The following is a 14422-nucleotide window of genomic DNA, read 5'->3' as shown; positions in this document are numbered from 1 at the left end:
GGCCCCCGGAACCACGTGTTCCGGGGGCCTTTTTCGTGTGGCTCAGGATCTTACGTGGCGAACAGGTCCTTGAGGCGATGGGGCTGGCAGCGCAGGTACTGCGGCGCGGCCTTGACCTGCGCGCCAAGCGCGGCGGCGGCGTGCCAGGGCCAGCGCGGGTCGTAGAGAACCGTGCGCGCCAGCGCGATCATGTCGGCATCGCCGGTCGCGACGATGGCTTCGGCCTGTTCGGGCTCGGTGATGAGGCCGACCGCGATGACAGGGACGTTCACCGCCTCTTTGACGGCGCGGGCGAGCGGTACCTGGTAGCTGGGGCCGACAGGGATCTTCTGGTCCACGTGTAGTCCGCCCGAGGAAATGTGCATGGCCGCAACCCCGCGCGCTTCCAGTGCCTTCGAGAACGCCACGGACTGTTCGATGTCCCAGCCACCCTCGACCCAGTCGGTGCCCGAGATGCGCATGGTGACAGGCTTTTGCGCCGGAAAGGCCGCGCGCACGGCGTCGAAGACTTCAAGCGGGAAGCGCATGCGATTTTCCAGGCTGCCGCCGTATTCGTCGGTCCGGTGGTTGGAGAGGGGCGAGAGGAACTGGTGGAGCAGGTAGCCGTGCGCGCCGTGAAGCTGGATCGCATCGATGCCAAGGCGCGCGGCGCGCACGGCGGCGTTGGCAAAGGCATCACGAAGGCGCGCGAGGCCCTCGGAGTCGAGGGCGACAGGGGCGTTGTCCTCGGCATCGAAGGGAATGTCCGAGGCCGAGACGGTCTGCCAGCCGTTCGCCGCGTCAGGGGCGATCTGGCCGCCGCCGTCCCAGGGCTTTTCGCAGCTGGCCTTGCGGCCTGCGTGGCCGAGCTGAATGACGATGGGCATGTCCGACCAGCGCCGTACCGATTGCAGCACCTTGTCCATCGCGGCTTCGGTCGCATCGTCCCACAGGCCCACGTCGGCGTAGGTGATACGCCCTTCCGGGCTGACCGCGGTGGCCTCGATGGTGAAGGCGCCCGCCCCCGATTGCGCGAGCTGGCCGATGTGCATTGCATGCCAGTCGGTCATGCTGCCATCCTGTGCCGAGTACTGGCACATGGGGGCGATGACGATGCGGTTGGAAAGGGTGAGATCGCCCAGCGTGATCGGCGCGAAGAGTTTTGCCATTGGGTCCTCGGATCAACCGGCCGCGAGACGTGCGGCCCTTGCGTGACCCTCTAGATGGGACCTTGCAGGCATAAGGGAAGGGGGAGGCGGGCCGGAAGCTATCCGGCCGCGCCAAAAAGGAATTTTCTGCCGTGAAGGCCCGGGCGCGTGCGCGCTCAGGCGGCCTTGCGCATCTCCAGGCGTTCCCAGATCTCGACGAGGGCGCGGGTGAGATCGTCCATCATCGCCTCGGTGTGTGCGGGGCCCGGCGTGAAGCGCAGGCGCTCCTTGCCGCGCGGCACGGTCGGGAAATTGATCGGCTGCACGTAGGCGCCGTATTCGGCGAGCAGGATGTCGCTGATCTTCTTCGCCTTGACCGGATCGCCGACCATCAGCGGCACGATGTGGGTGGTCGAGTTCATCACTGGAAGACCTGCTTCGCGGAACTTGGCCTTCATCATCGCGGCCGACTTCTGCTGCGCCTCGCGCTCGACGCTCGAGCTCTTGAGGTGCTTCACCGAGGCGAGCACGCCCGCGACCAGCACCGGCGAGAGCGAGGTCGTGAAGATGAAGCCGGGCGCATAGGAGCGGATGCAGTCGATGATCTTCTGGTCGGCAGCGATGTAGCCGCCCATGACGCCGAACGCCTTGCCCAGCGTGCCTTCGATGATGTCGATGCGGTGCGCGGCCTTGTCGCGGTCGGTGATGCCGCCGCCGCGCGGGCCGTACATGCCCACGGCGTGAACCTCATCGATGTAGGTCAGCGCGTTGTACTTTTCGGCAAGGTCGCAGATCTCGTGGATCGGGGCGACGTCGGCGTCCATCGAATAGACCGATTCGAACGCGATCAGCTTGGGCAGGGCCGGGTCGGTTTCGGCCAGCAGTTCCTCGAGGTGCTCAAGGTCGTTGTGGCGGAAGATCTTCTTGGGGCAGCCTGCGTTGCGGATGCCGGCGATCATGCTCGCGTGGTTCAGCTCGTCCGAGAAGATCACGCAGCCTGGCAGCAGCTTGGCCAGCGTCGACAGCGTCGCATCGTTCGAGACATAGCCCGAGGTGAAGAGCAGCGCGCCTTCCTTGCCATGCAGGTCGGCCAGCTCGGATTCCAGCTCGATATGGTAGTGGGTGTTGCCGCCGATGTTGCGCGTGCCGCCCGAGCCCGCACCCACGTCGTGCAGCGCCTCTTCCATGGCCTCGATCACCTTGGGGTGCTGGCCCATGGCCAGGTAGTCGTTCGAGCACCACACCGTGATCGGCTTGGGCCCATTGTGCCCAGCAAAGCAGCGGGCGTTGGGGTAGGCCCCCTTGTTGCGCAGGATATCGATGAAGACGCGATAGCGACCTTCGGAGTGAAGGCGATCGATCGCCTGGTCGAAAATCTGATCGTAGTTCACGAAAGCCTTGTCCTGCTCTACGCCGTCATGCCTTTTGCTCTGCGCCGGCTTAACCTTTGCCTCTATCCGTCCCCCGGTCCAGTCCTTTCGGGACTTTCCCATGGAAAGACGAACTCTACCCCGTATTGCGGGCCAATACATTATCCCTTGGTCCATGACCAGAACGTTGTCCCATATAGACGTATCGACTTTGTGCGGAAGTGGACGCCTTGTCCTAGCCGTGATGCCGGTTTTCTCCCGATTTGCGAAAGCTTCTGTGGCTCTCTGCGTGACTGTGCCTATTGCCGCGCGGCCACGTGCAAACATTGATCGCCATCAAGGTTTGCAAGGAGTTTCAATCTGAAGGGCCCTTGGGCCGGTGTCAGAAGTGTTCGATGGTCGCCAGCCCGAAGCGGGCAAGGGCCGTGCTGTAGGCGCGTGCGGCCACAGGATCTCCGGTGAAGAGCGCGCGGTCGGGCGCGCGGCGGGCAAAGGCCTGCCCTTGTGTCAGCCGGGCGACCTGTCGCGCGATCCCCTGCGCGCCGTGGACGAAGCGCACGCCGGGCCCGAATGCGGCGGAAAGTTCGGGCTCCAGCAGCGGGAAATGGGTGCAGGCCAGCACCACCGTGTCGATCCGCTCGCCGCCGGGCATGTCGCGCAGGGCCTCCACCGCGCGCGAAATGGCGGCGGGATCGACGCTTTCTCCGCGCAGCTTGGCTTCGGCGGCGTCGACCAGTTCAGGCGCGCCGTGGCGCAGGAGTTGCTGGTCGGCGGCAAACTCGCGCTCGAGCCGGTCGACATAGCCCTGCCGGATCGTCGCCTGGGTGCCGAGAAGGCCGATGACCCCGCTTTGCGTCATCGCGGCAGCGGGTTTGATCGCGGGGACGGTTCCGACGATGGGCGTTTCGAGGACTTCGCGCACCATGCCGAGCGCAATCGTGGAGGCGGTGTTGCAGGCAATGCAGATGAGCCGGGGGCGAAAGCGCTCGGCCATGCGGCCAAGGAGACCCGCCACGCGGGCGGCAATCTGCGCTTCGGTCTTGGTGCCATAGGGCAGGCCGGCGGTGTCGGCGGCGTAGAGAATCGGAGCCTCGGGCAGGAGCCGGCGCACCTCGTCGAGAACGGTGAGACCGCCCACGCCCGAATCGAACAGCAGCACGGGCGCGGCTGCGTCGAGCCCTCCGATATCCGCCGTGACCGTGTCCGCTTCGAGAATTTCGCCTGCCATCACCTTGCCTTGAGCCCACTAGGCTACCTTGAGCCAAGCTCCAGTTAGCCGCGATAGCGCGCATCTCGCAACGCGGGAAGCGGCAACTGGTCGCACCTGCGCGGCAGTTGCGCGCGCAAGATGTCTTCGCCTTGCCTTCCAATCGGGCTATGGGGCGCGCCATGGATTGGATTCTTGCTCTTCTTGTCGGCTACGGCTTCGGCTCGGTGCCCTTCGGTCTCATGCTTACCCAGCTTGCCGGGATGGACGACCTGCGTTCCATCGGCTCGGGCAATATCGGGGCGACGAATGTCTTGCGCACGGGCAACAAGAAGCTCGCGGCCGCGACCCTTCTGCTCGATCTGGCCAAGGGCCTCGCGGCGGTGGCGATGACCTCGCTGCTCTGGCCCGAGTGGACCTGGCTCGCCGCGCTCGGCGCCTTCTTCGGCCATTGCTTCCCGGTCTGGCTCAAGTTCAAGGGCGGCAAGGGCGTGGCGACCACGGCGGGCATCGCCTTTGCCTATGCCTGGCCCATTGGCCTTGCCTATGCGGTGGCCTGGATCGGCCTCCTGGCCGTGGTGCGCATTTCCTCGGTCGCGGGGATGAGCGCGGCGGTCATCGCGCCGCTCGTGGCCTACCTTGTCGGTCAGAACGAGGCCGCGATGGTGCTCGGGGTTATTGCCCTTGTCGTCCTCTTCCAGCATCGTGCTAATATCGGCCGCCTGATCGCGGGGACCGAACCCAAGGTGGGCAGCAAGAAGTAGAACGTATCTGCGGGGACGAATGGACGAGGCGAAGGAGCCTGCGGGCACGGTCGGGAAGGAACGGCTGCAACTGAGCCAGGAGGAAGCCTTCGCGCGCATCCGCCTGCTGCGCTCGCCCAATGTCGGGCCCGTCAGCTACCACCAGCTGCTGGGCCGTTTCGGCAGCGCTGTCGCCGCGCTGGAAGCGCTGCCCGATCTCGCGGGGAAGGGCGGCAAGCGCTACACCGCCGCCCCGGTCAAGCGGATCGATGGCGAGACGAGCGCGATGCGCAAGCTTGGCGCGCGCTACCTTTTCCACGATTCGCCGGACTATCCCCCCTTGCTCGCGCAGGTGAGCGGGGCCCCGCCGATCCTGACCTGTCTGGGCGATCTGTCGCTCATGCATCGCCCCAGCGTTGCCATGGTGGGCGCGCGCAACGCCTCGGCCGCCGCCGTGCGGCTGGCGCGCGATTTCGCCTATGGCTTGGCGCAGGCAGGTTTCACCGTCGTCTCGGGGCTTGCGCGGGGCATCGACGGAGCCGCGCACCAAGGCGCGCTCGCAGCGGGCGGCGCGACCGTCGGCGTGATCGCGAGCGGCATCGACATCGCCTATCCGCCCGAGCACGAGGCACTCCAGGCCGAGGTCGCCGAAAAAGGCCTGCTGCTTGCCGAACAGCCCTGCGGCACCGAGCCGCTGGCGCGCCATTTTCCGGCCCGCAACCGCATCATCGCCGGGCTGTGTGCGGGCACGCTGGTGGTCGAGGCCGCGCCCAAGTCGGGCTCGCTCATCACCGCCCGGCTGGCGGGCGAGATGGGACGCGAGGTGATGGCGATCCCCGGTTCCCCGCTCGATCCGCGCGCCCACGGCTGCAACGGCCTCATCCGCGACGGGGCGGTGCTGGTCCAGTCGGTCGAGGACGTGCGCGAACTGATCACCGCCTTCGACGGCACCAGCCCGCGCTCCACCTTCCGCGAGGACGTGGCGGAATGGGACTTCACCGAGGATGTCGTGCCGGCGGATGACAGTCCGGCGCAAATCGCCGATCTTCTCACCACCGCGCCGGTTTGCGTCGATGAACTCATCCGCCAGACCGGGGCAAGCCCCTCGGCGGTGCAACTGGCGCTGCTCGAGCTGGAACTGGCCGGGCGCCTGACCCGCCATGCCGCAGGCCGGGTCAGTCTTGCGGGGTAAGTCGGTGGCTCTGCTGCGCACCGGAACCTTGTTCGCAGGCCCTACCGTCCCCACCTTTGCCATCGCGCCGTCACGCATTGGTGCTTGACGAACGGTTCATCCGATTCCCACCCTATGCGTACACACATACACGTGTATGTGCATGCGCACGCACGTGAGGGGCATACTAGAAAGTCTGAAATGCAGCTTGTTATCGTCGAGTCACCCGCCAAGGCCAAAACCATCGAGAAGTATCTCGGCAAGGACTACAAGGTGCTCGCCAGCTACGGCCACGTCCGCGACCTGCCGCCCAAGGACGGCTCGGTCCGCCCGGACGAAGGCTTCGAGATGGATTGGGAGCTTTATGGCGACAAGCAGAAGCAGGTCCGCGCCATCACCGATGCGGCCAAGGAAGCCGACCGCCTGATTCTCGCGACTGACCCTGATCGCGAAGGCGAGGCCATTTCCTGGCACGTGCTGGAACTCCTCAAGAAGCGCCGCGCGCTGCCCAAGGAGGTGGAGCGCGTCACGTTCAACGCGATCACCAAGGCCACCGTCACCAAGGCGATGCAGGAGCCGCGCGAGCTCGACCAGGACCTGATCGACGCCTACCTCGCGCGCCGTGCGCTGGACTACCTGTTCGGCTTCACGCTCTCGCCGGTGCTCTGGCGCAAGCTGCCCGGCGCCAAGTCGGCAGGCCGCGTGCAGTCGGTGGCGCTGCGCCTGATCGTGGATCGTGAACGTGAGATCGAGGCGTTCAAGCCGCAGGAATACTGGTCGGTCGCCGCGTTGATGGCGCACGATGGCACGGACTTTACCGCCAAGCTCGTCCAGTTCGAGGGCGAAAAGCTCGACCGCCTGTCGCTCGGCGACGAAGGTGTTGCGATGCGCGCGAAGGCCGCGGTCGAGAGCGGGGCCTTCAAGGTCGAGAACGTCGAGACCAAGCCGCACCGCCGCAACCCGCAGCCGCCGTTTACCACCTCGACCCTGCAGCAGGAAGCGGCGCGCAAGCTCGGCTTCTCGGCCAGCCAGACCATGCGCGTCGCGCAGGGGCTCTATGAGCAGGGCGCGATCACCTACATGCGTACCGACGGCGTGCAGATGGACCCGAGCGCGATCCAGGACTGCCGCAAGGCCGTTGCGGACCGTTATGATGGCCACTTCCTGCCCGACAAGCCGCGCCACTACGAGACCAAGGCGAAGAACGCGCAGGAAGCCCACGAGGCGATCCGCCCGACCGACTTCACCAAGGACAAGCTGGGTTCGGGCGATGCCGGGCGCCTCTACGACCTCATCTTCAAGCGCGCGATGGCGAGCCAGATGGCCTCGGCGCAGATGGAACGTACGACCGTCACTCTGCGTGATGGAACGGGACGCACCGAACTGCGCGCCTCGGGGCAGGTCGTGAAGTTTCCGGGCTTTCTGGCCGTCTACGAGGAAGGCCAGGACAACAAGTCGGACGATGATGACAGCGGTCTCCTGCCCTTCATGAAGGCGGGAGACATGCCCGCCAAGAAGGACGTCACCGCCGAGCAGCATTTCACCCAGCCGCCGCCGCGCTTTTCCGAGGCGAGCCTCGTCAAGCGGCTGGAGGAGCTGGGCATCGGGCGCCCCTCGACCTACGCGGCAACGATCCAGGTCCTGAAGGACCGCAACTACGTGCGGACCGAGAAGAACCGTTTCTTTGCCGAGGAATCGGGCCGACTTCTCACCTCGTTCCTGCAGCGTTTCTTCGAGCGCTATGTTGCCTATGACTTCACGGCGGGCATGGAAGACGAGCTCGACGACGTCTCGGACGGCCGCCAGGCCTGGAAGGACCTGCTCGAAGCGTTCTGGCGCGACTTCAAGCCCAAGTCCGACGAGATCATGGAACTGAAGCCCTCGGACGTGACCAAGGAACTGGACGAGTTCCTGTCCGACTTCCTGTTCCCGCCCAAGGATGATGGCTCGGACCCGCGCCAGTGCCCCAAGTGCGCGGATGGCAAGCTGGCGCTGCGCGGGGGCCGTTATGGCGCCTTCATCGCCTGCTCGAACTACCCCGAGTGCAAGTTCACCCGCAAGTTCGCCCAGCCTGGCGCCAATGGTGAGCAGCAGGACGATCAGGAACTGGGCACCCACCCGGAAACGGGTGAAGAGATCCTGCGCAAGGTCGGGCGCTTTGGTCCCTACATCCAGATGGGTGAGGGCAAGGAAGCCAAGCGCGCATCGATCCCCAAGGACATCGACGAGCTTGATCTGGACTGGGCGGTCAAGCTGCTGAGCCTGCCGCGCACGGTCGGTACGCACCCCGAAACGGGTGAGGAAATCGTTGCGAACATCGGACGTTACGGGCCGTACCTCCTGCACAATGGCAAGTACGGCAAGCTCAAGACCACCGCGGACGTGTTCGAGACGGGCATGAACGCGGCCGTCTCGATCCTCGCTGAAGCGGCTGCGGGCCGAGGCGGTGGGCGGACCAAGGCCGAGCCGATCAAGGTCCTGGGCAAGCACCCCACCAGCGAGGGGGAGATGAAGGTCATGTCGGGTCGTTATGGCCCCTACGTGACCGATGGCACCTACAACGCCACACTCCCGCGCGACAGCAAGCCCGAGGACCTGACCGAGGCCGAGGCGATCGCCCTGATCGACGCCAAGGCCGCGAAGGGCCCGCCCAAGGGCAAGAAGAAGGCGCCCGCGAAGAAGAAGGCTCCCGCCAAGAAGGCCGCGCCCAAGAAGACGGCGGCGAAGAAGGCCGACGAGGGCGAGAGCGAGACGGCCGCCAAGAAGGCGCCTGCCAAGAAGGCGGCGCCGAAGAAGGCCGCCGCGAAGAAGGCCACTGCCTCGGGCGAGGACCAGGGCGACGACGTGCCCTGGGACGCGTAAGTTCCCATGATCGCGCTGCGGATGCGCTTGTGTGCGCTCCGCGGCGTGGATCAGCCAAGGGCTGAGTTCAGCCCCAATCAGATGAGGCCCATGTCAGGGCCGGAAAGCAGGCCGTGAGCAACAAGATCGCCAAGCACAAGCAGCCCTGGAAGCCCGAAGAACTGCAGAAGATGCAGACGCTTGCGGGCAAGGGTAAGGGCCTCAAGGAAATCGCCAAGGCCCTCAACCGCACCGAGGAATCGACCAAGGACGCCGCGCGCCAGCACGGGTTCTCCATCGCGAAGGCACGGTAAGGTAGAAACAAGAGGTTTCCGAGGGCCATTGCCCTCGGGCTCCCCGAACTGTCTGGCTCCACCTCCCGCGCGCCACGTGGCGTGAGAAAGGCGAGGTCGCCCATTTCCGGGGTCCAAGGGGCGATGGCCCCTTGATATGCTCTTTTTAATTTCTTGAAATCAGCTGATTGTAGCTGCGCCGTCCTCGCTCTGAACTTCAGGCGCATCTCCATAGGCAGGCGGATTGATTTCCTTGATGCCGCTGTTGATCAGCCACCAGGAGATGTCCTGTGCGGTTGCGCGCATGCCGGCAAGGTTGAGGTGCCACTGGAGGCCCAGACTCCCGTCGTAGCCCGCCGGGGAGCCGATCATCCAGGCGTTCTCGCCGTCGCAGGGCGTGTGCCCCTTCGAGGCAATGTTCATTTCCACCACGAGGACACCACGCTCGCGGGCAACCTTGTCGGTAATCTCGCCAAGGCGCTTGCCGATGGTGCGCACGATGGCGGCGTGTTCGGGGCTGACAGGCGTCGCCTCGCACAGCTGGCCTGCGGGCGGCAGCGGGGTCAGATACTGGACGAGTACGATCCGCGCGCGCGGCGCCTGGCTGCGCACGCGGCGGACGATCTCGTTCAGTTGCATCTCGACGCGCGCGTAATCCACGTTCTGGGGCGTGCGCACCGCGTTGCAGGTGCGCGGTTTGCTGCCGGGCGCGCGGTTTGCGTTGCGGAAATGGCAGGTCGCCGAGAACAGGTTGCCGATGTAGTTGAGATCGTTGCCGCCGATGGTGATCGTCACCAGCCGGGTCTGGGGTGTGACCGTCTCGATCTGAGGGGGGATTTCCTTCCAGGGGCCCAGGATGTTCGTTGTCATCGCGCCCGAGCAGGTGCGGTCCGTCAAATTCAATCCAAATCGCTCGGCCAGGAGCGAGGGATAGTTGTTCTGGCTCTGGCCGCAGCGGGGGTAGGGGCCGGGCTTGGCCGGGCGCAGGCCCGGGCCCGCCGAGAATGAGGAGCCCATCGCGACATAGCGCTCGCCCTCCAGGCTTACCGGTTCGGGCGGCGGGGGCGCCTCGATGGTCACGACCGGTTCGGGCGTGGTCGGTACGACGCGAATGGGGGAGGGCGTCTGGGCCTGCGCCGCATTCATCGAAAGCGCGCAGGCACCGGTAAGCAGCGCGGCCAGCCCAAGGCGGCCCGCGCGGAAAAAGAACGTCATCGTGCCTCCTGGAAGGGAACGCGGGTAAATGTCTGGTTGGAAACGCTTAACGGACCCAGTCGAGCCCGATTTCCTCGTAGATATCTTTCGTTTCGGCCCAGTTTTCCTCGACCTTCACGTGGAGGAAGAGGTGGACCTTCTGGCCCAGGATCTCGGCGAGTTCCTTGCGCGCGGCCTCGCCGATGGCCTTGATCTTGGCGCCGCGCTTGCCCAGCACGATGGCGCGCTGGTTGTCGCGAGTGACCACGATCTGCTGGCGGATCTCGACCGAGCCGTCCTTGCGCTGGGTGTAGCTTTCGGCCCGAACCGCGCTGTCGTAGGGCAGTTCCTCGTGGAGCTGGCGGTAGAGCTGTTCGCGCGTGACCTCGCAGGCAAGAAGGCGTTCGCTGGCATCCGACACCTGTTCCTCAGGGTAGTGCCAGGGGCCCTCGGGCATGAGCCCGGCCAGATGCGCCTTCAGTTCCGGCACGCCGTCCCCGGTCAGAGCCGAGACGAAGTAGATCTCGTCGAAGCTGACCGCAGCGCCCAGTTCCTGGGCGAGCTTGAGCAGCGGTTCCTTGGCGCAGGCATCGACCTTGTTGAGGACGAGGATCTTGCGCTCCGAACGGTCCTTCAGCGTCTCGAGCAGGGGCTCCAGTTCGTGGCGGCGCTGCTTGATCGGGTCGATCACGAGCAGGATCGCGTCGGCTTCTTCCGCGCCTTCCCAGGCTGCGGCCACCATCGCACGGTCGAGCCGCCGCTTGGGCGCGAAGATGCCGGGCGTGTCGGCAAGGATGATCTGGACCTTGCCTTCGAGGGCAATGCCCATGAGGCGCGCGCGGGTGGTCTGCGCCTTGGCCGAGGTGATCGCCACCTTCTGGCCGACAAGGGCGTTGACCAGCGTGGACTTGCCCGCGTTGGGCGCGCCGATGACGGCGACAAGGCCGCACTTCTCCGCGCTGTTTTCGGGCGACGTCATGCAAACTTCCTCATGAATTCCTCGGCCGCGCGGGTTTCGGCATCCTGCTTGGAATTGGCCGTGGCCTGCGCGCGGCCCACATTGTGAATAGCAACCTCGACGGTGAATTGCGAGGCGTGATCGGGGCCGGAGCGGTCGAGCAGCTTGTACTCGGGCATCCGGCGGCGGTTACCCGCGGCCCACTCCTGCAGCGCCGACTTGGGATGCTTGCGCTGGCCGGTCTTGCCCTCCAGCGTCTTGGCCCAGAGGCGCCGCACCATGGCCTGCGCAGCCTCGAAACCGTGGACGAGGAAGCAGGCGCCGATCAGCGCCTCCATGACGTCGCCCAGGATGTTCTCGCTGTCCTCGCCCCCATCGTCGCGCGCCTGTTTGCCAAGGCGCATGTGCGGGCCAAGGCCCAGGCCGCGCGCAATGACGGCGCAGGTCGCGCGGCTGACGAGCGCGTTCAGGCGCTGCGACAGGCGGCCTTCGGCCTCGGCGCTGTGTTCGTAGAGCCACTCGGCAATGGAGAGCCCAAGGACGCGGTCGCCCAGGAACTCCAGGCGTTCGTAATTGCGCTTCTCGCCGGTGCTGCCGTGGGTGAGGGCGGCGATCCAGATCGCCTCGTCCGCGATGGGCTGGCCGACCGTCTCTTCCAGAAAGCGGCGGGTATCGTCAGTGAGCACGGATCAGAAGGTCCCACCGATGCGGTTCCAGCGCGCGGCCGTGAACCAGGTCCAGGGCAGCAGCCAGTTGGCCGAACCGTCGGTCGAGAACATCATCAGCGCCGCCTTGCCGACCAGATTTTCCTGCGGGACAATGCCGATGCCGCCGCCTTCGATCGGCGGGAAACGGCTGTCGAGCGAGTTGTCGCGGTTGTCACCCATCAGGAACATGTGGCCTTCGGGCACGATGTAGGTGCCGGTGTTGTCCTTTTCGCGCGTGCCCATGTCGAGCACGTTGTAGCTGACCCCGTTGGGCAGCGTTTCACGGTACTGCGGGTAGCGGCAGGCCGACGAGCCATCGGCGCGCACAATCTCGAAACGCGGCTCGACGCAGGGGAGGCGCATTTCCGTCTTGGCGGAATCGCGCATGTTCTGCGTGACGGGCAGGATGAAGTCGTCGACCCGCTCCTTGGGTACGGGCGTGCCATTTAGGATCACCTGGCCGCCCTGCATGCGGATCTCGTCGCCCGGCAGGCCGATGACGCGCTTGATGTAGTCGAGGTCGTTGCCCGGGGGCGCCTTGAAGATGACGACGTCGCCGCGCTCGGGCTGGCTGGCGAAGACACGGCCCGGGATCAGCGGCGCGCTGAAGGGCAGCGAGTACTTCGAGTAGCCGTAGGACCACTTCGAGGCGAACAGATAGTCCCCGATGAGTAGGCGCGGCAGCATCGATTCGCTGGGAATGTTGAACGGCGAGACGATGAAGCTGCGCAGCACGACCACGCCCAGCACCAGCCAGAACAGGAACGCGAAGAAGTTCTCGTCCTTCTTGGGCTTTTCGTCAGGCTTGGCCGCTGGGGGCTGGGGCGCCTTGGCGGCGGGCGCCGTGTCGGGAACGCTGTCGGTTTCGCTCATGCCCGACCCATGTTGCCCGAGGCCCCAAAGGTCAAGTGAATTGCCGAGGAGCGGCGAACTTGGCTCGACCGGGTACAGGCGCATCGCCGCTCTTGTGAAACGGCTTGGTTTTCGCATCTGCAGTAACCATAAGGCGATCCAAATGCGCCATGAACGAGGAGACTGGCATGACTGACGCGATCTGGGACGCTCTCAAGGGGCTTGCAAAACCGAGCCTGACCGAGCTCTTCGATGGCGATTCGCAGCGCCTCGACAAGCTTTCGACCCGCTTCGAGCTGGGCGAGGAAGAGACGCTGGGCGAAATTCGATTCGACTGGTCGAAGACCCACCTCGACGACGCGCACATCGCCGCCTTCGAGGAACTGGCAAGCGCCATGGACTTTGCCGGGCGCCGCGCGGCGCTGTTCGCGGGCGAGATCGTCAACCCGACCGAAGGTCGCGCGGCCGAGCACACGGCCCAGCGCGGCGTGGGCAAGGAAGAGAGCGTCCAGCTCGCGCTCGACTACCACCACAAGACCGCGGCGATTGTCGAGGCGATCCTGCGCGGGGCGATGGGCGAGGTGAAGCACCTCATCCACGTCGGCATTGGCGGTTCGGCGCTGGGCCCGGCGCTGGCGGTCGATGCGCTTTCGGAAGAAGGCGCGCTGGTCGATGTCCATGTCGTCTCTAACATCGACGGGGTCGCGCTGGAGCGCGCGCTGCGGGCCTGTGATCCGCAAACCACGATGCTCGCCATCGCGTCCAAGACCTTCACCACCATCGAGACCATGACCAACGCGGAAAGCGTGATGAACTGGTTCCGGGAGAACGAGGTCGCCGATCCCTATGGCCGTGTCGTTGCGCTGACGGCCTCGCCGGAGAAGGCGGTCGAATGGGGCGTCGATGAAACGCGCATCCTGCCGTTCTCGGAAAGCGTGGGCGGGCGTTATTCGCTGTGGTCCTCGATCGGCTTCCCGGTCGCGATGGCGCTGGGGTGGCCGGACTTTGCCGAGTTTCTTGCGGGCGCTGCCGCCATGGACGAGCACTTCCGTGACACCGACGGGGCGGACAACCTGCCGCTGCGCGCGGCCTTTGCCGACCAGTACTACGCGCGTCTGCGCGGCTGCCAGACCCGCGCGGTCTTTGCCTATGACCAGCGCCTGGCGCTGTTGCCCGACTATCTCCAGCAGCTCGAGATGGAATCGAACGGCAAGAGCGTGAAGGCGGACGGCACCCCCGTCGACGGGCCGACCGCGCCGATCACCTGGGGCGGCGTGGGGACCGATGCGCAGCACGCGGTGTTCCAGCTTCTCCACCAGGGCACGAACCTCGTGCCCGTGGACTTCATCGCCTGCATCGCACCGGGCGATGACCTGGCCGAGGACCACCACCGCATCCTGCTCTCCAACTGCTTTGCGCAGGGCGCCGCGCTCATGGCGGGCAAGGCGAGCGACGACGCGGCGCGCGCCTATCCGGGCGACCGTCCTTCGGCGACGATCCTTCTCGACGACCTGACGCCCGCCACCTTCGGCGCGCTGGTGGCCTTCCACGAACACCGCACGTTCGCGAACGCGGTCCTCATGGGTATCAACCCGTTCGACCAGTTCGGCGTCGAACTGGGCAAGGCGATTGCCAAGCAGATCGAGAAGGGGGGCACGACCTTCGATCCCTCGACCGAAGCGCTGCTCCAGGCCGCCGGGATCGCCTGAAGTATAAACAGAGGATTCAAGGGGCCATCGCCCCTTGACCCCAAAATCGGCGACCTCACTATTCTGCGCCCGCTTGGCGCGGGAAAGGTGAGGTTGCCCGTTTTGGGGAGCCCGAGGGCGATGGCCCCCGGAATCCTTCCTTCTTGCATAGTCTCGATTGTTTGCTAGGCAAACAATAAGGGCGCGCGGTTGTCAAAGGGACCTGTCCCGGCCCATATGCCGCGCAGCGATCCATAGTCTCGAATGCAAG

12 protein-coding genes are annotated in these 14422 nt (G+C 65.7%); 5 read left to right on the top strand and 7 right to left on the bottom strand.

Annotation, left to right across the window (positions count from 1 at the left end; all coding sequences use genetic code 11):
• Window positions 1-50: 50 nt before the first annotated feature.
• The 3 genes from MTR65_RS07975 to murI all read right to left on the bottom strand — a co-directional run bounded on the left by MTR65_RS07975 (window position 51) and on the right by murI (window position 3725).
• Window positions 51-1148, bottom strand: coding sequence for an NADH:flavin oxidoreductase/NADH oxidase (locus MTR65_RS07975; protein WP_243798917.1), 1098 nt, complete (start codon window positions 1146-1148; stop codon window positions 51-53).
• 155 nt (window positions 1149-1303) lie between these two features.
• A complete protein-coding gene (gene hemA / locus MTR65_RS07970) occupies window positions 1304-2518 on the bottom strand; it encodes a 5-aminolevulinate synthase (protein ID WP_226637126.1) in 1215 nt (404 codons plus the stop codon).
• A 361-nt stretch (window positions 2519-2879) separates the two neighbouring features.
• Complete coding sequence (gene murI, locus MTR65_RS07965) at window positions 2880-3725, bottom strand: glutamate racemase (RefSeq protein WP_243798915.1); 846 nt, start codon at window positions 3723-3725, stop codon at window positions 2880-2882.
• A 161-nt stretch (window positions 3726-3886) separates the two neighbouring features.
• Here murI and plsY point away from each other — a divergent pair, with 161 nt between their 5' ends.
• From plsY to MTR65_RS07945, 4 genes are all read left to right on the top strand, one after another.
• Window positions 3887-4468 carry a glycerol-3-phosphate 1-O-acyltransferase PlsY gene (gene plsY / locus MTR65_RS07960; RefSeq protein WP_243798912.1) on the top strand — a complete coding sequence of 194 codons (582 nt, stop codon included), beginning with the start codon at window positions 3887-3889 and terminating at the stop codon, window positions 4466-4468.
• 19 nt (window positions 4469-4487) lie between these two features.
• Window positions 4488-5639 carry a DNA-processing protein DprA gene (gene dprA / locus MTR65_RS07955; protein ID WP_243798910.1) on the top strand — a complete coding sequence of 384 codons (1152 nt, stop codon included), beginning with the start codon at window positions 4488-4490 and terminating at the stop codon, window positions 5637-5639.
• A 180-nt stretch (window positions 5640-5819) separates the two neighbouring features.
• On the top strand, window positions 5820-8480 hold the full coding sequence (topA, locus tag MTR65_RS07950; protein WP_243798908.1) for a type I DNA topoisomerase: 2661 nt from the start codon (window positions 5820-5822) through the stop codon (window positions 8478-8480).
• 113 nt (window positions 8481-8593) lie between these two features.
• Entirely contained in the window at window positions 8594-8773 is a 180-nt protein-coding gene (locus MTR65_RS07945; RefSeq protein ID WP_243798906.1) for a hypothetical protein, read from the top strand.
• A gap of 159 nt (window positions 8774-8932) precedes the next feature.
• Here MTR65_RS07945 and MTR65_RS07940 read toward each other — a convergent pair whose 3' ends face one another.
• From MTR65_RS07940 to lepB, 4 genes are read right to left on the bottom strand one after another with little or no spacing between them, the layout of a single operon-like run.
• Window positions 8933-9967, bottom strand: a complete 1035-nt coding sequence (locus MTR65_RS07940) for an SGNH/GDSL hydrolase family protein (protein WP_243798903.1) — start codon at window positions 9965-9967, stop codon at window positions 8933-8935.
• A gap of 46 nt (window positions 9968-10013) precedes the next feature.
• Window positions 10014-10925 carry a GTPase Era gene (era, locus tag MTR65_RS07935; protein ID WP_243798901.1) on the bottom strand — a complete coding sequence of 304 codons (912 nt, stop codon included), beginning with the start codon at window positions 10923-10925 and terminating at the stop codon, window positions 10014-10016.
• Window positions 10922-11590: a ribonuclease III gene (rnc, locus tag MTR65_RS07930; RefSeq protein WP_039392767.1), complete on the bottom strand. Its 669-nt coding sequence runs from the start codon at window positions 11588-11590 to the stop codon at window positions 10922-10924. Before rnc ends, era begins: the two co-directional genes overlap by 4 nt.
• A gap of 3 nt (window positions 11591-11593) precedes the next feature.
• Complete coding sequence (gene lepB / locus MTR65_RS07925) at window positions 11594-12484, bottom strand: signal peptidase I (RefSeq protein ID WP_243798899.1); 891 nt, start codon at window positions 12482-12484, stop codon at window positions 11594-11596.
• Window positions 12485-12651: 167 nt separating this feature from the next.
• On the opposite strand from lepB, the gene pgi reads away from it, so the two are divergent.
• Window positions 12652-14172, top strand: a complete 1521-nt coding sequence (pgi, locus tag MTR65_RS07920; protein ID WP_243798897.1) for a glucose-6-phosphate isomerase — start codon at window positions 12652-12654, stop codon at window positions 14170-14172.
• Window positions 14173-14422: the final 250 nt, after the last annotated feature.

Origin of the sequence: Novosphingobium mangrovi (assembly GCF_022818885.1) — a bacterium.
In the GTDB taxonomy this organism is placed as follows: Bacteria; Pseudomonadota; Alphaproteobacteria; order Sphingomonadales; family Sphingomonadaceae; genus Novosphingobium; species Novosphingobium mangrovi.
The sequence above is the reverse complement of the archived record's forward strand: the minus strand, read 5'-3'. Positions and strand labels throughout refer to the sequence as shown.

Coding starts and splice junctions, on each gene's coding strand:
- pgi (WP_243798897.1), top strand. CDS start 12,652: ATGACTGACGCGATCTGGGACGCTCTCAAGGGGCTTGCAAAACCGAGC.
- murI (WP_243798915.1), bottom strand. CDS start 3,725: ATGGCAGGCGAAATTCTCGAAGCGGACACGGTCACGGCGGATATCGGA.
- topA (WP_243798908.1), top strand. CDS start 5,820: ATGCAGCTTGTTATCGTCGAGTCACCCGCCAAGGCCAAAACCATCGAG.
- dprA (WP_243798910.1), top strand. CDS start 4,488: ATGGACGAGGCGAAGGAGCCTGCGGGCACGGTCGGGAAGGAACGGCTG.
- plsY (WP_243798912.1), top strand. CDS start 3,887: ATGGATTGGATTCTTGCTCTTCTTGTCGGCTACGGCTTCGGCTCGGTG.
- MTR65_RS07975 (WP_243798917.1), bottom strand. CDS start 1,148: ATGGCAAAACTCTTCGCGCCGATCACGCTGGGCGATCTCACCCTTTCC.
- era (WP_243798901.1), bottom strand. CDS start 10,925: ATGACGTCGCCCGAAAACAGCGCGGAGAAGTGCGGCCTTGTCGCCGTC.
- MTR65_RS07940 (WP_243798903.1), bottom strand. CDS start 9,967: ATGACGTTCTTTTTCCGCGCGGGCCGCCTTGGGCTGGCCGCGCTGCTT.
- lepB (WP_243798899.1), bottom strand. CDS start 12,484: ATGAGCGAAACCGACAGCGTTCCCGACACGGCGCCCGCCGCCAAGGCG.